Origin of the sequence: Collinsella sp. HCP28S3_B9 (assembly GCF_052066095.1) — a bacterium.
Classification (GTDB): Bacteria; Actinomycetota; Coriobacteriia; order Coriobacteriales; family Coriobacteriaceae; genus Collinsella.
On the sequence record NZ_JBQHST010000012.1, the window covers coordinates 21472 to 39518 of the forward strand.

Below are 18047 nucleotides of genomic sequence, written 5' to 3' on the forward strand. Positions count from 1 at the left end.
GGAGCCTTAGTAGCTGTCGTACGAATAGTCATCTGTATCGTTCACTGTCTGGTCGTCGGATGCCGTGTCGGTGCCGACGGTAGACTGGGCATCGGTGCCGTCGGCATTATCGGTACCGCCGGCATTATCGCCGTTCGCGGAGTCAGCGGTCTCCTTCTTGGGAACGGTAATGGTCACGCGCGCCACACCCGATGTCTTGGTGTCATAGCGAACCTTTTCACCATTCTTGGTGACCGTGACATCGGAGGGCTTGGACGTGGTGATCTCAATCGAGGACTCGGGCGTGTACTCCTGCTCAAAAGGACCGGTCGCTTGAGCGCCATAGACCGATTTACCGTCGACCTTGACCTCGATCCAGGCGGTCTTGCCCTTGGCAACAGAGACCTTGACCTTGGTGACCTCGTCCTCTTCCGTTTTGACCGTCGCCTTGGCGGCATCGGAACCGGCCGCATCCGTCGCCTCGTCGGCGTCTTCATCCTCGTCAGTGGATTCGGTCTTCTTGGAAGATTTCTTAGTCGTCGTCTTGGTAGCCACGGGTGTCTCGGGCGTCGACTCGGGTGCAGCAGAGCCGCAACCACGCAGGAGTACCACGATGAGCAAAATCAACAGCAGCACCACGGCACCGATGCCGACGTAAATAATGCGCGGATCGATCGTGTTGTATTGAGAGGCGCGCCCAACGCCGCGTCCGCGATTGGAGCTACCACGACCATTACCCTGCGGTATGCGGCCGCGACCGCTATCGGGACGACCACGATAGCTACTCTGGCGCTGCGAACCCCGCCGGCCCGGACGCGGCGCAAGCTCGCCACGGCCCTGATAGCCGCGCTGGCCAGAGCGAGGCACCGAAGAGCGCTGCCCATAGGGCTGGGATTGCGAACGGAGGCGCGGCGTCACCTGCGTGGTATCGGCGTCGGAATAGCCATCGCGGGAACGCCCGGCGGGTACTCCGCGATAGCTACGACCGGAGTATCCACCGTCGCCGTAACCGGCGCGAGGATCGCGACTCAACCCGCGAGCGGCGGGAAGCGCACGGTCATCTGGCAGGGGCGTACTGCGAAAACGATCTCGCTGAGAACGAATTTCCTCGCTGGAGCCCGTCTCGGTGATATAGCCCGCTTGCGGAGGGCGCTGGCCGTACCGTGTCGTACGACCACCCTGAACCATCAAAAAACGACCGTTATCGACCGAAGAACGCGAGTTAACGTAGCCGGCAGCATCCTGAAAACGACCGCCCTGCTGCGAGGTATCGCGTTCATATGCCATGAGGTCGTCAAAATAAGCGTTGACGACCTCGCGCGGGTTAAGCCCCAAAAAGCGAGCGTAGCTCGATATCATGCCCTGCGCATAGCCACGCGGAGGCATCGATGCAAAGTTACCAGTCTCGAAAAACTCGATGATCTGCGGCCTGATTTTGATGGTGTTGGCGACCTGCTGGATGGAAAGGCCCATCCGGCGACGCTGCTCGAGCAGCATGTCACCAAAGCGTGCAGCCATCAGAATCCTCCAAACTCACGATCTTCACGTACCATCTCGGCGTCGACAGACTCCAGCGCGGCAAGCCCTTCGTCATCCAGCAGGACCTCGCGCGGCTTGGAACCGTCGGGCGGGCCGACGACGCCCTTTTCTTCCAGCATGTCCATAATACGCCCGGCGCGCGCATAGCCAACCTTGAGGCGGCGTTGCAGGCCAGATGTGGAGCCAAGCTGCGATTCCACCACAATATGAGCGGCCTCCCAGATAAGCGGGTCGTCATCCTGCGGCTCGGCAACGCCCATGCGGACAATACCGCCGCCACCAGCCATGGACATGGAAGCAGGCGCCACGGCAGACAGAATCTCCTCGTGGTAGTCGGGCTCGCTTTGCGACTTAACGAACTCGACGATCTCGTTGATCTCGTCATCCGAGACAAAACAGCCCTGGATACGGCGGGGCTTGCCCCAGTCGACCTTGGAGAACAGCATGTCGCCCAAACCGGTGAGCTTTTCGGCGCCCATCTGGTCGATAATGACGCGGGAATCGATGCCCGTGGCCACGTTAAAGGCGATACGATTGGTGATGTTGGCCTTAATGAGGCCCGTCACCACGTTGGAGCTGGGGCGCTGCGTAGCCACGATAAGGTGAATACCGGCGGCACGGCCCAGCTGGGCGATACGAACGATCGAGGCCTCGACATCCTTGCCGGCAACCATCATCAGGTCCGAAAGCTCGTCGATGATAATGACCAGATAGGGCATCTTTTGCGGCGGGTTATCGTAGTGTTCGAACTCGCCGGCAGCCTGCTTTTCGTTATACGTCGAGATCTTGCGAACGTTGAGGCGCTCGAACACCTTCAGGCGACGCTCCATCTCGGAAACAGCCCATTGCAAGGCACTCGCAGCCTGCTTGGGTTCGGTCACCACGGGCACATAGAGATGGGGCAGGCCGTTATAGCCGGCAAGCTCAACGCGCTTGGGGTCGACCATGATCAAGCGAACGTCCTCGGGAAGGGCGCGCATGAGCAGGGTCGTGATGATGGAGTTGATCATGACCGACTTACCGGAACCGGTGGTACCGGCAATAAGCAGGTGGGGCATCTTGGCGAGGTCGGCGACAACCGGCGTACCCTCGGCATCGCGGCCGATGGCCAGCTCGAGCGGACCGCCCTTCACATAGGGAAGCACGTCGCCCAGGTTAACGTTCTGGCGCTTGCGATTGGGAATCTCGATACCCACAAGCGAGGTGCCGGGAATCGGCGCAAAGATACGCACCGACTGGGCGGCAAGCGAAAGCGCGATATCGTCCTCGAGGCTCGAAATCTTGCTCACGCGCTCGCCCTCGCCGGGCTGCAGCTTAAAGGTCGTCACCGTGGGACCGGCAATCCAGCCGACGACGCGAGCGCTACGGCCAAACTCCAGCAACGTGGACTGCAGCGACTCGGCAGTCTGCTCCAACTCCTTGTCAGAAGACGCGGCGGACGCCGACTGCGGGTTGGCGTGCAGGATTTCGAGCGGCGGGAGTTTGAGGCCATCCTCTTGCTCGCCCTCGACATCGGCAGCAGTGCCGTCAGCTCCCCCATCGCCGGCTGCAACAGGAGCAGCGGAAGCCGTAGGGGTGGAGGCATCGGCAACCTTGGGGTGCTTCAGGAAATCGGGGATCTGCGGGGCAGCAGACACGGGGTTCACGGCAAACGGCGGCTCGGACTCGTCGACCTTGTCCGGGTCGTCTTCCATCGAAAGCTGTCCGGTGACCTGTCCTCGCCTGTCTTGGCGACGCGGCAGCAAAGTTGTCTTGGCGGTCTCGAGCGGACACTCGTCATCCTCGTCATCGCCCGCGGTGAGTTCGATTTCGCTATCGGACCAAGACGGGTCGGGCTCACTCGTGTTGAGCTTGGGCGCGGACTTGCCATTCTTGGCATGGCGACGCGGCAGAAGCGTGGTCTTGGCGCGCTCGGCCTCCACGGCCTCGGACACGTCGACAAACGGATCATCGTCCTCGTCATCATCGTCCAGAACAGGGTCCGCGTCATTGCCCATGACCGTGGTCACGGCCATATCGGAGCCCTTCTGACGAAGAATGCTCAGGTGCGGACGGGCGACGCCGGGAACCGACAGGGCCTCTTCGTCGCCCCACGGGCTCGCATTGACATCGGCACGACGGCGCTCGGCAAAATCGGCAGCGCGATCGCGCGCAGAGCGCAAAACGCCACCCACCGAAAAGCCGATGATGACAAAGCCAACGACGGCCAAACCCAACAGGACCACCATCGCGATAGGTTTACCCAGGGCATTCTGCAGCGCACTCGCAATAAACGCACCGATGTAGCCACCCGAGGCGGACAGGTTTTGCGGCACAAACATGAGGTCGCACGAATCGCTCGTGCCCGGCACCATCAACGAAAGAATGGAGACGACGGCGATAAAGACAACGGCGCCACCCGCGACCGAGCGAATGTTGAGCGGCGAGTCCTCACCCAAAAAGAGCGTAGCGGCAAACAGCAAAATGACGATCGGCAGCACGTAGGCGCCCAGGCCAAAGCCAAGATGGTAGAAACCGGCAACCACTGCCGTCACGGGTGCCGTTGCCGGAGAAATCACGGCAATGAAAGACGCAATCGCCAAAACGGCAATGACCACGCCGGCGATATCGCGGTTGGCCGAAGGCTCGACCAGGGGCTCAACATCGTCGAACTCGGCCTCGTGGCCCTTATTGGCACGAAGATGGGAACCGGCACCCTTAGCAGATGCCGGTTGGTTGTTGGCTTTATTGCCTTTGGCGTTTTGTGCAGATCCGCGCGCCAAACTAAACCTCCATGACGACCGGGATGATCATCGGACGGGTGCGCGTACGGCTCCAAATGAAGTTGGAGAGCGAATCGCGCACGGCCTTGCGAATGGCATCGGAGCCGCTGCTCGTAAAGCTAAACTTGCCCTTCTCGATCGTCTTCATGATGGATGCGGAGGCATCCTCGGAGAACTGATCGTCGATAGCAAAGGAGACGCCACGGCCCGAGAACTCAATAGCCTCGATCTTCTTGTGCTTGAGCGAGACGATGGCGACGGCTGTGACCATACCGTCATTGGCGAGCTTCTGACGATCGCGCAGGACGATGGGGTCGGTATCACCGATGCGCAGGCCGTCGACGTAGACGACGCCGGACTCGACGGGCGTGCCGCGCTTGACAATACCACCGCGCATCTCGAGCGTGTCACCGTTATCGAGGATAAAGATGTGATCATCCTTAATGCCCATCTTACGGGCAAGCTGGGCATGGGCACGCAGGTGCACGGCCTCGCCGTGAACCGGCATAAAGTAGGTGGGCTTGGCCATGGCCATCAGAAGCTTGAGCTCCTCTTGGCTGCCGTGACCCGAGACATGGACGAGGGCACGGTTCTTGTCCCACACGTCGCAGCCAAGCTTGGCCAGGCTGTTGACGACCTGCTGGACGGCCTTCTCGTTGCCGGGAACAGGGGTCGCCGAGAGGATGACGGTATCGCCCTCGTGGATGGAGAGCGTCTTGTGCTCGCCGTTGGCCATACGGGACAGCGCCGACAGCGGCTCGCCCTGAGAGCCGGTGCACATGACGACGATCTTGTCGTCAGGCAGGTTATCGATATCGAAGGCATCGATGATATCGGCATCGTCGATGTTGAGGTAGCCCAGCTCGCGCGCCACGCGGGTGTTGGTGAGCATGGAACGTCCGGTCACGACGACCTTGCGGCCGCACTTGCGGGCGGCGTCGCAGATCTGCTGCAGGCGATGGATATGGCTCGAGAACGACGCGACGAACACGCGGCCCGGGGCATTCTTGATGGCGTGCAGCAAGTTGGGGCCGACTTCGGCCTCGGACTTGGTAAAGCCCGGAACCGTGGCGTTGGTGGAGTCGGAAAGCAACAGGTCGATGCCCTGCTTGGCAAAGCGACTGATGGCGGCATAATCGGGCGTGACGCCATCGATGGGCGTCTGGTCGAGCTTAAAGTCGCCCGTGTGCATAACGGTGCCCTGGTTGGTGCGAATGAATACGCCCAAAGCGCCCGGAATTGAGTGCGTCATAGAGAAGAAGTCGAGCGAAATGCCACCAAGATTGACATGGCTACCGCCCTTGACCTCGCGGAACTTGGGCGCGCGGATGCGGAACTCGGAAAGCTTGCCCTCGATGAAACCAAGCGTCAGCTTGCTCGAGAAGATGGGCACCTTGTTGTTGAGGTCCTGCAGCAGGTACGGAAGCGAACCGGTATGGTCCTCGTGGCCGTGGGTGACGATGATGCCGCGGAGCTTCTCCTCGTTCTCCAGAACATAGGTGTAGTCGGGAAGCACCAAATCGATACCGGGCTGGGAGTCGTCGGGGAACATAAGGCCGGCGTCGACGAGCACCATGTCGTCGCCGCACTCGAAGACCGTCATATTCTTGCCGATGCCGTCAAGGCCTCCGAGCGGAATGATCTTCAAGGGAGATGATTTTTTAGCTGCCATAGGTTCGTGCGGTTTCCTTTCTTCGAAACGGGTCTGGAACAACCGACGGGGCGCTTCTGGCAAACCGACCGCCGGGAACGTACAAACATGCATCACGGAGTCGATGCAGTAACCGCATTATGATACCCATTTGCCCACCAACAGACCACCCATGCATCAAAGCCCCATCTGAACTGGTCTATCCCGCCGGTTTCCCGTGGGGCGGGCACTGATGAAGTTTCCTGCTCTACAGTCCTGCTCACGACGGAGGCCACATTAAGTGGCCTCCTGTTCGTGCGGAACTCGCGATAAACTTCATCAGTGCCCGCCCCACGGGAAACCTGCCAAAAAGGGACAGGTTTATTTTGGTCGGTTTTATCTGGGGTAATGCCGCACATGCGATTATCTAAAGATCTGAATTCAGATAACTGAATAGACTATCTGACAAAATCGAAACCCGCACCCACCAGCCCTTTTGCTATTCCCGGCGGGGGCCGCGGGTAAAGTTTATCGCGAGTTCCGCACGAGCCGGAGAGCACTTAATGTGCTCTCCGTGCGAGCAGGACTGTAGAGCAGGAAACTTTACCCGCGGACCCCGCCGGGAATAGTAAAAGGGCGACCCCTGTCCGGAGTCGCCCTTGTTGAGCTGCTTATGTACGGCTGTTACTCGGCGTCGTGGTGACGGCGGGGCTTGCGGCCTCCGTTGTCACCGGGACGGCGCGGACGGTCGCTGCGCTCGGAGCGCTCGCGACGCGGACGCTCACGGCGCTGGAAGTGCTCACCGTCGCCCTCGGAGGCACCCTCGGCACGAGCCGGAGCCTCGGGCTTATCCAGACGATCGAGCGAGATCTTGCCGCGATCGTCGACCTCGATGACGACGACCTTAACCTCGTCGCCCACGTTGAGGACATCCTCGACCTTCTCCACGCGACCCTTGGCGACGCGGGAGATGTGCAGCAGGCCGTCCTTACCGGGCAGCAGGTTGACAAAGGCGCCAAAGGGCTGGATGGAGACCACGCGACCGGTGTACTCCTCGCCCGGCTCGGGAACCTTGATGATGAGCTTGATGCGCTCGACAGCCTGGTCGACGGACTCGCCGGTGCCGCCGACAAAGACAGTGCCGTCCTCCTGGATGTCGACCAAAGCACCGGTCTCGTCTTGGATGCCGCGGATGACCTTGCCGCCGGAACCGATGACGTCGCGGATCTTGTCGGTCGGAACCTGGATGGAGACGATGCGCGGAGCGGTGCTGCGCGTGGTGTGGCGCGGCTCGGGGATCACATCGAGCATCTTCTGCAGGATGAAGGCGCGACCCTCCTTGGCCTGCTGCAGGGCGCGGGCCAGGATGTCAAAGGTAAGGCCGGTGGCCTTGTTGTCCATCTGCAGAGCGGTAATGCCCTCGGTGGTGCCGGTGACCTTAAAGTCCATATCGCCCAGGAAGTCCTCAAGACCCTGGATATCGGACAGGACCACGGTCTTGCCCTCCTCCTGAATCAGACCCATGGCGATACCGGAGACCGGGCGCTTAATGGGCACGCCGCCGTCCATGAGGGCGAGCGTGGAGCCGCAGGTCGAAGCCATCGAAGAGGAGCCGTTGGACTCCATGACCTCGGAGACCACGCGGATGGCGTAGGGGAACTCGTTCTCGTCGGGGAGCACCGGAAGCAGGGCGCGCTCGGCCAGGTTGCCGTGGCCGATCTCGCGGCGCTTGGGGCTACCCATGCGGCCGGTCTCGCCGGTGCAGAACGGCGGGAAGTTGTAGTGGTGCATGTAGCGCTTGCCCTCGGTGGGCTCGATGGTATCCAAACGCTGGCCCTCGTTGAGCATGCCGAGCGACAGGACGGAGAGCACCTGGGTCTGGCCGCGCTGGAACAGGCCGGAGCCATGAACGAGCGGCAGGTAGTTGTCCTTCACCATAATGGGGCGGATCTCATCGGCGGCACGGCCGTCGACGCGCTCACCGGTCTCGACGACCATGGTGCGCATGGCCTTCTTCTCGAGCTTCTTGAGTGCCACGGGGATCTCGCGCTCCCAAGCGGCCTGCTCCTCCTCGGTGAACTCGGCACGGATGGACTCCTTCAGAGCCTCGACCTTGCCGATACGGGAGAGCTTGTCGGCGTCGCGAAGGGCGGCTGCCATCTCGTCGTAGTGGGCGAAGATGCGCTCCTGGACCTCCTCGACGGGCTGGTCAAGCGGGTACTCCTTCTTGACGATAGCGCCGTTGACCTGCTCCCACTCGGCAACGAACTCGTCCTGAGCCTGGCAGAAGGCAGCGAGGGCCTCCTGGCCAAACTTCATGGCGGCGAGCATATCGTCCTCGGAGATCTCATCGGCGCCGGCCTCGACCATCGAGATGAAGTCGGCAGAGCCGCCCAGCTCCAGGTCCAAATCGGAGTTCTCGCGCTCCTCATAGGTGGGGTTGACGATAAACTCGCCGGTCTCCACGTTGCGGCCGATGCGCACGCACGCAAGCGGGCCCTCGAAGGGCACGCCGCCGAGCGTCATGGCCAGGGAGGCACCCATGACGTTGATGACGTCGAAGGGGTTGACCTGGTCGGCGACGAGCGAGGTGGCGACGATGTGCACCTCGTTGCGGAAGCCGTCCGGGAAGCTCGGGCGAATAGGACGATCGATCATGCGGGCCGTGAGCGTGGCCTTCTCGCTGGGACGGCCCTCGCGCTTGAGGTAGCCACCCGGAATACGGCCGGCAGCGTACATCTTCTCGTTGAAGTCGACGGTCAGCGGAAAGAAGTCGTAGTTCTTGCGCTCCTTGGAGACGACCACGGTGTCGAGCATCGTGGTATCGCCCTGCTTGACCAGACAGGCGCCGGTGGCCTGCTTGGCAAGCTCGCCCGACTCAAAGGTGTAGGTCTTGCCGTACAGCTCAAAGGTCTTGGATACGAGTGTCATTGTTCTCCTTTACCCCGCAGGCCCCTTGCCTGCGGGCTTCTCATGTGACGCGGGCCCCCTGCCCCCGCCACGCTTCAGAGCGTGATTGTTCACGCCCTTACACAAAAAGAGCGCCCCGCTGCGCAGGACGCTCTTAGCATGTACAAATCCTTACTGGATGTTGTCGCGGATGCCCAGAGCCTTGATGAGCTCACGATACTCGACGACGTCGTTCTTCTTGATGTAGGAGAGAAGACGACGACGGCGACCGACGAGCATGAGCAGACCACGACGGGTGTGGAAGTCCTTCTGGTGGGACTTCATGTGCTCGGTCAGCTCCTTGATGCGCTCGGTCAGGATGGCGACCTGAACCTTGGGGTTGCCGGTGTCGACCGGGGTGTTACCGAACTGGGCAGTCAGCTCCGCCTTGCGCTCTTTGGAAACAGTCATTGTTTCACCTTTCGTTTCGCGTCGCCCGCGGGCGACTCTATTCGCCTCGGACTGGGAAGCCGCCGGTGGAGCGAGCATCCAAGGTCGAGGTACCAACAGGTCGGTATGTTACCACAAGCGGACCGCGTATGCCCATCATCACCGACCCAACATGAATTCCATCGCGCGAAGACGCTGATCGGCGTGCGTCGCAGCCCAAACATGCGAAAGCCCCAGCAAAAAGGCGGCAGTATGGGGATCGACCCTCTCGGCCATGAGCGCATCGAAGGTCATGGACATGAGGGCGCGCAGCCATGCGACCTCGCCGGTCGACACCAGCTCGGCACCCGGAACGCTCGACGCGCACGACCCGCACATGAGCCCGCCCGCCTGGGGCGAAAAATACGACAGCATGGGGTCTCCGCACAGTACGCAGGCCGAAAAATCGGGTCGATAGCCAACGTGCGACAGCAGCTTAAAGACATATGCCGCCACAAGCAGGTCCATATGTGCCGTGTCGAGCCTGCTGCCCACCAGGGCAAGTGCTCGCTGCGTAATGGCAAAGGTAAACGGGTCCTCGGCGTCCTCGAACGAGCACACGCGCGCGACCTCGGCGATCGCGCTTGCGGCGCAGGTCGTCTCGTAATCGGGCGCGGCGCCGAGCGGCGCCTCCATAAGCTCGGCCTGGGAAACCACGTCGAGCGACCGTCCGTGCGCGAGCAGCATATCGACGGTACAGAACAGCTCGCAGCGCGCCGCCAGGCGCCCGCCGGGTTTGCGCGCGCCCTTTGCCACGGCACGGACCTGCCGACCCCGCTCATCGAGCATCGTCAAGATCAGATCGGTCTCCTTGAGCTTGGTCTTATCGAGGACGAGCACCTTTGTGCGATATGTCCGTGAGCCTGCCATGAGCGCCGCGCGCCCTTAGTCCTCGGCGTTGTAGCCAAAACGGCGAATCTGGGCCTCGTCGTCACGCCAGCCGGCCTTTACCTTCACATCCAGCTCCAAAAAGACCTGCGTGCCAAAGATGCGCTCAAGATCGCGACGGGCGTCGATGCCGATATGCTTGATCATCTCGCCGCCCTTACCGATGATGATGCCCTTTTGGCCCTCGCGCTCGACGTAAATGGTGGCATGCACGCGCAGCACCTTCTTGGTCTGCTCGAGCGCATCGCAGATTACGCCAACGGAGTGCGGAATCTCATCACGGGTGCGGCGCAAGACCTTCTCGCGCACAAACTCGGCAACGAGCGTCTCGTCGGAAGCGTCGGTACCCATGTCCTCGGGGAACCAACGCGGGCCCTCGGGCAAAAAGTGCGCAACGGTCTCGATGAAGGCATCGACGTTGAAGTTCTTGACCGACGACGTCACGATCTCATCGTCATATTCCATGAGCTCGTGGGCGGCCTTAAGCTGCTCCATGACCTGTGCGGGGTCGGCCTCATCGGCCTTGGTGAGCACCAGAACCTTCTTGGAACGGGCGCATCTGACGCGCTCGGCAACCCAGGCGTCTCCCCTGCCGATCGGTTTGGTGGCATCAATCAAAAACGCGACGACATCGACATCGTTTAGCTCGAACAACGCGCTCTTGTTGAGCTCGGACCCCAGACCGTCCTTGGGTTTGTGAATACCAGGGGTATCGACAAAAACCAGCTGGTAGCCAGGGCGATTGACGACGGCGCGCATGCGACGGCGGGTCGTCTGGGCCACCGGCGAGGTGATGGCGACCTTTTTGCCATAGCAGGCGTTGAGCAGCGTGGACTTACCGGCGTTGGGGCGACCGACCAGGGCCACGAAGCCGCTGCGGAAACCGGGCTCAACGTCGCCAAAGCCCGCGAGGCTGTCGTCCTCGTCGCACAGGGCGTCGAGCTCCTCGTCACTCATGCCCTCAAACGGGTCGAACTCCTCGACCTCGCAAGCCTCAGTCGCTTCGGCATCCACGGCATCCAGGGACTCGTCGTCCAGCGTTTCATCGATAGGCTGCATATTGTCGGACATGAAGATCCCTTTCTAAATAAAGCCGAGCGCGTGGGCAAATACCAACAAGCCCACAATCGCGGCGGTGATGGAAAGAACGTATACGGAGGCGGCGGCGATATCCTTTGCACGCTTTGCCAGCGGATGGAACTCCTGGGTCGCCAAATCGACAATCGCCTCCATGGCGGTGTTGCACAGCTCGCCGTGAATCACCAGGCCGCAGCAAATGATAATCGTAGCCCACTCGGCAATGTCGAGCCCCACGATGCAGCCGGCAATGACAGTGCACACACCCGCCACGAGCATGACCTTAATGTTACGCTCGGTCTTGACGGCGGTAACGAAGCCCTCCATGGCGTAGGAGAACGACTTTAAAAAGGACGGATGGTCCTTGTTCGATCCGGGAATCATAGACGGCTCCTAGTCGTGGGCATGGTTGGTGATGGGGCCGACGTGAACCAGCTTGGGGTCCTCGCCGCGCTCGAGCGCCAAATCGCGCAGGATGGCGTCCTCGCGGGCCTCCATGACCTCGGCCTCGTCGTCCACGATATGATCGTAGCCCAGTAAATGCAACATGCCATGCACGAGCATCAGGCGGCACTCATCGGCAGGGCTATTGCCAAAGCCGGGGGCCTGACGGGCAATGACCTGCGGGGCCAAGATGATATCGCCGAGCTCGAGCGTCTCGTCGGCTGGGATATCCTCGTCAAAGGCCGAGTCGCATTCAAACGAGAGGACATCGGTGGTACGGTCGATACCGCGCCACTCGTGGTTGAGCTCGCGCATCTCATCCTCATCGACATACGAAAGGGAAATCTCGACTTTTCGCTCAACGCCCTCGGCAGCAAGCACGACCTCGCAGATGTGCTCTACCTCCTGCGCGTCAAGCAGCGTATCGAGCTCGGCATCGTTGCTGATCAATACACTCAACGGGACTCCTTTCGGTCGCGCACGCGTTTCTCGCGCACGTCATCATAAGCATCGTATGCCTCGACGATTCGCCCCACCAAGGCGTGACGCACCACGTCGGCACGCTCGAGGTGCGAAAACGCGACATCGTCGACACGACCCAAAATCTGCTCAACGTCGGCAAGACCGCCGCGACGACCTACCAAGTCACGCTGGCTCAGGTCACCGGTAATCACAAACTTGGAGTTAAAGCCCAAGCGCGTCAGGAACATCTTCATCTGCTCGGGCGTGGTATTTTGAGCCTCGTCGAGCACCACGAAGGCATCGCTCAGCGTACGACCGCGCATGTAGGCAAGCGGGGCGATCTCGATCACGCCACGCTCCATAAGCTCATCGGTGCGCTCGCGATCCATCATGTCAAAAAGGGCGTCGTAAAGCGGACGCATGTAGGGATCGATCTTTTCCTCGAGGGTACCGGGCAAAAAACCCAAGTTCTCCCCCGCCTCGACAACCGGACGCGTCAAGATCAGACGGCCCACCTCGTGACGCTTGAGCGCGGCAACGGCAAGTGCCATGGCCAGATAGGTCTTACCGGTACCGGCAGGACCCAAGCCAAACGTGATGGTATGCGAGCGGATGGCATCCACATAGCGCTTTTGACCGAGCGTCTTGGGGCGAATGGCACGACCGCGATACGACAGCAGCACATCATCGCGAAGCGACGTAGCCCCGTACTCACCGTCGCGCAAGACGGCCAGGCAGCGAGAGACATCGTCGACAGACAGCGTCCGTCCGGCGGCAGCCTCGCGAAAAGCATGCTCGAAAAAGCGCGCCACGAGCTCGACCTCGTCCGGGTCACCGCACACGGCGATACTGTCGCCACGGGCGACCACGTGGGCGCGAACCAAGCTCTCGAGCGCACGAAGGACGCCGTCGCCGGCACCCAAAACGCGCGAGGGATCAATTCCATCGGGAACGGTAAGTCTAATCTTCGAGGCTTCCATGAACCTCCCTGCGTGCATGGACCAAGCCGGAATCATCGACTCCGATGATAGCAACATCGAGCAGGCACGGGGCTGTGAGTCCGCAGGTATCGTCAAGACGGGCATGATGGAACGAACCGAGCGTCAGGTTGTCGCCATACTCGAGCACGGCACGCTCGACGGTGCCCACGCGACGGCGGGCGTCGGCAATGGCGAGTTCCTGCGCCGCGGCTCGCATACGACGGCTGCGCTCAGCCATGACCTCGGGCGGCACCTGGTCGGGCATATCGGCAGCAAGGGTACCGGGACGCTTGCTATAGCGAAAGACATGCATGCGCGAAAAGCCCACGCGACGGCACAACGCCAGCGACTCCTCAAATTCCTCATTCGTCTCGCCGGGAAAACCGACGATGACGTCGCACGAAAGGGACGCCTGAGGCAAGTTGGCGCGGATCATACGCACCGTCTCCTCAAATGCCTCGGCGCTATAGGGACGGCCCATGCGATGCAGGGTCGCCGTGCAGCCAGACTGCACGGGCAGGTGCAAAAACGGGGCGATGCGCTGCGGATAGCGCGCCATGACCTTAAGCAGGGGCTCGGAGATATCCATGGGCTCGACCGAGGAAATGCGCACATGAGGAATAGACGTACGCTCCATGATGGCCTCGAGCAGCTCGTCGATCTCGACGTGTTCGTCGGTCGCACTCTTGCCATCGTAGGCGCCCAGGTTCACGCCCGTCAGCACCACCTCGGGCACGCCGGCCTCCTGAGCCTCACGAACTTGTTCGAGCACAGACTCGACCGGCACGGAGCGCTCGGGGCCGCGGGCCTTCCACACAATGCAATAGGTACAACGATGGTTGCAGCCGTCCTGGATCTTCACACCCAGACGCGAGCGACCGAGCGCGTCGACCACGTCGCCGTCGCTACAGGCGGCCACACTATCGGACTCAACGCCCAGCACCTCGCAGACGCGTTCGGCGACATCGATCTTAGACGGCTCCGCGATCACGCGGTCCGAAAGCTCCAGAAGCTCCTCGGGGTGCAAATTGACAACGCACCCGGTCACGACCACATAGGGCTCTTTTGGATGAGCCAGCGCATGGCGGACGGCCTTACGGGTCTTGGCCTCGGCCTCGCCCGTAACGGCACAGGTGTTAATGACGATCAGCTCCGCATCCTGAGGCTCCACCATTGCAAAACCCAGGCGCATAAGATCGGCAGTGATACGGTCGGACTCAACCCGGTTGACACGGCAGCCGAGGTTGACAACAGAGATATGAGGTGCGAGCACGCGGGCTCCTTAATCGAGGATGTCGTCGAGAGCGCTCTTAATGCGATCGGTCACCGATTTCTTGCCGGAAGCGACATCGTCGCCCGACTCGGCGGCGAAAGCCTCGAGCAGCTCGCGCTGCTTGGCGGAAAGGTTCGTGGGGACGAGCACGCGCAGCTGAACGATCAAGCGTCCACGCGAGCCGCCACCGCCGATACGGGGCATACCGTAGTTGTTGACACTCACGGTGTCGCCGTACTGCGTACCGGCGGGGACGCACACCTTGACGACCTCGTCGGGCAAAATGCCCTCAACCTTAATCTCGCAGCCGAGCGCAGCCTGCGCAATCGAGATATCGCTCACGAGGTACAGGTCGTCGCCGTTGCGTTTAAAACGCTCGTGGTCGGCGACGCGCACGTTGACGATCAGGTCGCCCGAGGGCTCACCACGAAGGCCTGCCTCGCCAAAGCCGCTCACGCGCAGCTGGCGACCGGTCGAGACGCCGGCGGGGATATCGATGTCGATCTTTTCGTGCGAAGGCGTGCGGCCCTGACCGTCGCAGGTCTCGCAGGGATGGTCGATGACCGTGCCTTCGCCATGGCAGTCGGGGCAGGGCGAAGAGGACTGAACCTGACCCAGGAACGAGCGCTGGACCGTCGTGACATAGCCCGTGCCGTGGCAACGGCTGCACTGCTTTTCGGCCGCTCCCTCCGCCCTACCGGTGCCATTGCAATCATCACAGGGGGCAAGGCGGTCATAGCTGATCGTCTTTTTGCAACCGAGCGCCGCCTCCTCAAGGGTCACCGAAAGGGAGATGGCCATATCGCGGCCGCGACGACGCTCGCGGCGATTTCGGGCGCCACCGCCGGCGCCGCCGCCAAAGAACGACGAAAAGAGGTCGTCCATGCCCATGCCGCCAAAGATATCGTTAATGTCGACATAGCCGGAGCCACCGGGGCCGTCGGGCGAACCGTAGCGATCGTAGTTTGCACGCTTCTGCTCGTCGGAAAGAACGGAATATGCCTCGTTGAGCTCTTTGAACTTGGCCTCGGCATCGGGGTCGTCCGAAACGTCCGGGTGTACGATACGGGCCTTCTTTAGAAACGCGCGCTTAATCGTCCGCGCGTCGGCATCCTTGTCGACGCCAAGTACCTCGTAGTAATCCCTATTTTCCGACACGACCGAATCCTTCCGACTTTCATTATTGTCACAGTGCGTCCTATACCCAAGCTGGGCCGACCGCAAACAAAGGGTTTGATGTTATTGCATTGCGTAGGGCGAAAGCATGGCACGTTGCGAGCAGCTCGCAAACCAAACCGACACGAGAGCAAACATAAATCCGTTGGCAAAACCGTTGGCAAACTGCATCGCGCCGCGCTTCCACCACAGCAGGCTGCGGTGAAGCACGCCGTCCGAGAGCACCATGAACAAGCCCATGACAAACGGAACAAAGCACATCATGGCAAAGGCCGAGAACACGCCCGAGATGGCCGACAGCACCAAAAAAGGCGCCACGATGCCCATCAGGTAAAAACCGGTACGAGCCTTGCCCTCCAGGCGTTCGGCCTCGACATGGGCGCGCCCGACCAAATCGCCGCCCGAGGCGCCGTTGGTGCCGGCGTGACCCATGCCGTCAATATGGACCTCGTCGCCATCATGCGTGCCGGCAGGAAACTCAATCGTCTGCTCGGAGGTCACACGGGTCCGCCCGCTGCCACCGCAATCGGGGCAGGGGTCGGCGACGACCTTACCGGAACCGCCGCACTCGGGGCAGACCGACTGGAACGTGCCGGCACCAAACAGGAAGGACAGGTCGACGTCGATGTGGCCGCGACCGCCGCAGCTCGGACAGGTATGTGCATGCTCGGACGAGACAGAGCCCGAGCCTCCGCAATGACCACAGGTATCGAAGCGCGTATAGCGGACGGTCTTGCGGGCACCGCCCTTGGCCTCCTTGGCGTCGAGCTTAATATCGACCACCACGTTGGCGCCGTTCTCGGGATTATAGGCAGCCTGGCTGCGACGCTGCTGGCCCCAGGCGCCACCAAAGGGGAAGCCGCCCTCAAAGGGATTGCCATAGCCTGCGCTGCCGGCGTAGCCGCCGCCATAGGGCGAAGCAGAAGGAGCGCCGGCGAAGGGATTGCCCGAGCGCATGGCATCATAGCGCGCACGCTTCTGCTCGTCCGAAAGCACGGCATAGGCCTCGGAAACCTCTTTAAACTTTTCCTCGGCATCCGGCTCTTTGTTGACGTCCGGATGGAGCTTGCGGGCCTTTTGCTGAAAGGCCTTCTGGATATCACGCGAGGTGGCGTCCTTGGAGACACCCAAGATCTCGTAGTAATCTTTTTCGTTCATCGTCGCCATGCGCGGCAACCTCCTGCTCACAGCAGCGTATATATTGCGGTAATTCTACCCGAGAGGCCTAAGCTAGACCCCAAAACAGCTCGAACAGCATATTTCCATCGAGCCAGCCCAAGTGGGTGGGCGCTAAACGGGCGCGGGCGCGACCTGCTACAACATCTTTTGAGGTGATGCGCCCCGCATGCCCCTCGACATCAATGGGCACCCAGGTGGCAAGGCCCAACTCGAGCGCACGGTCGCAGGACGCCGCCAGCTCGTCTGCAGGAATCACGCTTGCCGAGCGAACCAACAGGTCGGGCCCAATGCCACGCGTCATGCGGCAGGCAAGCATCAAATCCTCCGCCGCCGCCTCGCGCCGCGACAGATACTCGGCATCAAACGTCGTCGAGGCATCGTCGCGTTGTACCAGACGCACGCGATACGCATCGCCGCGAACGGGCACGTCGGGATAAAGCCCGGCCAAGCGATCGAAATCCTCGGCGTCGAGCATACCCGCGGCAGAACGACCCAGGCCCAGGTAACCCCGTCCGGTCCAGTAGGCAATGTTGTGGGCGCACTCATGATCGTCGAGTGCATAGCTTGCCACCTCATACGGGTGATAGCCGGCCGCACCCAGACGCTCACGCGCCGCTTCCATGCACGCAGCCTGAAAATCCTCGTCGGGCTCGAGCGACTCGTCGTAACACGCCATGCGGTAGAGCGGTGTGCCTTCCTCGAGCGTGAGTGGGTACACCGACGCATGTTGCGGCGCCGCTGCCAACACGCCATCGAGCGTGCGCTTCCAACTCGCTGCGGTCTGCCCGGGAAGGCCGCACATAAGGTCGCACGACACATCGAGTCCAGCGTCCTTAACCGTCGTGATGGCAGCGAGCGCCCGATCGGCATCGTGAATGCGGCCGATGGCGGTAAGTTCGGCATTATCGAGCGTTTGCACACCCAGAGAGACGCGTGTGACACCAACCTTGGCAAGCGCAGCGGCAAGCTCGGCGGTCAGCGACTCAGGATTAGCCTCGCAGGTAAACTCAACGGGCTTGCACCACATGCAAATACGCCGGGCAAGCTCCACCAGACGCTCTCCCGCCAGCGACGGTGTGCCGCCGCCAACATAGACGGTGCGGACTTGCGCAAGCGCCCCGGTGTCTCCAAAGGCATCAAGGCGCGCATACAGCTGCTCAAAATAGGCATCGAGCGCAGCGCTCAGGTCGCACGGAGCAAAACTGCGTGAGTCAAAGTCGCAGTACCGACACTTTTGAGCGCAAAACGGCACATGCACGTACAGCGCGGTAACGGCCACC

The 18047-nt window shown here is 61.4% G+C and carries 14 protein-coding genes; all 14 read right to left on the reverse strand.

The genetic code is table 11. The features are described 5' to 3' along the window. Positions 1-6: 6 nt before the first annotated feature. Complete coding sequence (locus ACTNBB_RS04215; protein WP_441056759.1) at positions 7-1497, reverse strand: RodZ domain-containing protein; 1491 nt, start codon at positions 1495-1497, stop codon at positions 7-9. Beyond that, positions 1497-4280, reverse strand: coding sequence for a DNA translocase FtsK 4TM domain-containing protein (locus tag ACTNBB_RS04220; RefSeq protein WP_441056761.1), 2784 nt, complete (start codon positions 4278-4280; stop codon positions 1497-1499). Before ACTNBB_RS04220 ends, ACTNBB_RS04215 begins: the two co-directional genes overlap by 1 nt. 1 nt (position 4281) lies before the next feature. Then, positions 4282-5952 (reverse strand): ribonuclease J, encoded by a 1671-nt coding sequence (locus ACTNBB_RS04225; RefSeq protein ID WP_117654800.1) that lies wholly within the window; start codon positions 5950-5952, stop codon positions 4282-4284. Between the two features lie 642 nt (positions 5953-6594). After that, positions 6595-8841 (reverse strand): polyribonucleotide nucleotidyltransferase, encoded by a 2247-nt coding sequence (locus tag ACTNBB_RS04230; protein WP_427794772.1) that lies wholly within the window; start codon positions 8839-8841, stop codon positions 6595-6597. 150 nt (positions 8842-8991) lie between these two features. Beyond that, a complete protein-coding gene (gene rpsO, locus ACTNBB_RS04235; protein WP_154516313.1) occupies positions 8992-9270 on the reverse strand; it encodes a 30S ribosomal protein S15 in 279 nt (92 codons plus the stop codon). Positions 9271-9408: 138 nt separating this feature from the next. Then, positions 9409-10158 (reverse strand): DNA repair protein RecO, encoded by a 750-nt coding sequence (gene recO / locus ACTNBB_RS04240; RefSeq protein WP_427794773.1) that lies wholly within the window; start codon positions 10156-10158, stop codon positions 9409-9411. Between the two features lie 15 nt (positions 10159-10173). After that, positions 10174-11247 carry a GTPase Era gene (gene era / locus ACTNBB_RS04245; protein WP_441056763.1) on the reverse strand — a complete coding sequence of 358 codons (1074 nt, stop codon included), beginning with the start codon at positions 11245-11247 and terminating at the stop codon, positions 10174-10176. 12 nt (positions 11248-11259) lie between these two features. Then, complete coding sequence (locus ACTNBB_RS04250; protein ID WP_427726826.1) at positions 11260-11637, reverse strand: diacylglycerol kinase family protein; 378 nt, start codon at positions 11635-11637, stop codon at positions 11260-11262. Positions 11638-11646: 9 nt separating this feature from the next. Continuing rightward, on the reverse strand, positions 11647-12156 hold the full coding sequence (gene ybeY, locus ACTNBB_RS04255; protein WP_427726828.1) for an rRNA maturation RNase YbeY: 510 nt from the start codon (positions 12154-12156) through the stop codon (positions 11647-11649). Beyond that, entirely contained in the window at positions 12153-13139 is a 987-nt protein-coding gene (locus ACTNBB_RS04260; protein ID WP_427747936.1) for a PhoH family protein, read from the reverse strand. The genes ybeY and ACTNBB_RS04260 overlap by 4 nt, the downstream gene beginning before the upstream one ends. After that, positions 13120-14412: a MiaB/RimO family radical SAM methylthiotransferase gene (locus tag ACTNBB_RS04265; protein WP_441056766.1), complete on the reverse strand. Its 1293-nt coding sequence runs from the start codon at positions 14410-14412 to the stop codon at positions 13120-13122. The genes ACTNBB_RS04260 and ACTNBB_RS04265 overlap by 20 nt, the downstream gene beginning before the upstream one ends. Before the next feature lie 9 nt (positions 14413-14421). Next, positions 14422-15570 (reverse strand): molecular chaperone DnaJ, encoded by a 1149-nt coding sequence (gene dnaJ / locus ACTNBB_RS04270; protein WP_427726832.1) that lies wholly within the window; start codon positions 15568-15570, stop codon positions 14422-14424. Positions 15571-15651: 81 nt separating this feature from the next. Beyond that, positions 15652-16755 (reverse strand): DnaJ domain-containing protein, encoded by a 1104-nt coding sequence (locus tag ACTNBB_RS04275; protein ID WP_441056768.1) that lies wholly within the window; start codon positions 16753-16755, stop codon positions 15652-15654. A gap of 58 nt (positions 16756-16813) precedes the next feature. Continuing rightward, positions 16814-18046, reverse strand: coding sequence for a coproporphyrinogen-III oxidase family protein (locus ACTNBB_RS04280; protein ID WP_441056770.1), 1233 nt, complete (start codon positions 18044-18046; stop codon positions 16814-16816). Position 18047 lies beyond the last annotated feature (1 nt).

Excerpts from the sequence above, each read along its gene's own strand:
- ACTNBB_RS04215 (WP_441056759.1), bottom strand. The coding sequence starts at position 1,497 with ATGGCTGCACGCTTTGGTGACATGCTGCTCGAGCAGCGTCGCCGGATG.
- ACTNBB_RS04225 (WP_117654800.1), bottom strand. The coding sequence starts at position 5,952 with ATGGCAGCTAAAAAATCATCTCCCTTGAAGATCATTCCGCTCGGAGGC.
- ACTNBB_RS04230 (WP_427794772.1), bottom strand. The coding sequence starts at position 8,841 with ATGACACTCGTATCCAAGACCTTTGAGCTGTACGGCAAGACCTACACC.
- rpsO (WP_154516313.1), bottom strand. The coding sequence starts at position 9,270 with ATGACTGTTTCCAAAGAGCGCAAGGCGGAGCTGACTGCCCAGTTCGGT.
- recO (WP_427794773.1), bottom strand. The coding sequence starts at position 10,158 with ATGGCAGGCTCACGGACATATCGCACAAAGGTGCTCGTCCTCGATAAG.
- era (WP_441056763.1), bottom strand. The coding sequence starts at position 11,247 with ATGTCCGACAATATGCAGCCTATCGATGAAACGCTGGACGACGAGTCC.
- ACTNBB_RS04250 (WP_427726826.1), bottom strand. The coding sequence starts at position 11,637 with ATGATTCCCGGATCGAACAAGGACCATCCGTCCTTTTTAAAGTCGTTC.
- ACTNBB_RS04260 (WP_427747936.1), bottom strand. The coding sequence starts at position 13,139 with ATGGAAGCCTCGAAGATTAGACTTACCGTTCCCGATGGAATTGATCCC.
- ACTNBB_RS04275 (WP_441056768.1), bottom strand. The coding sequence starts at position 16,755 with ATGGCGACGATGAACGAAAAAGATTACTACGAGATCTTGGGTGTCTCC.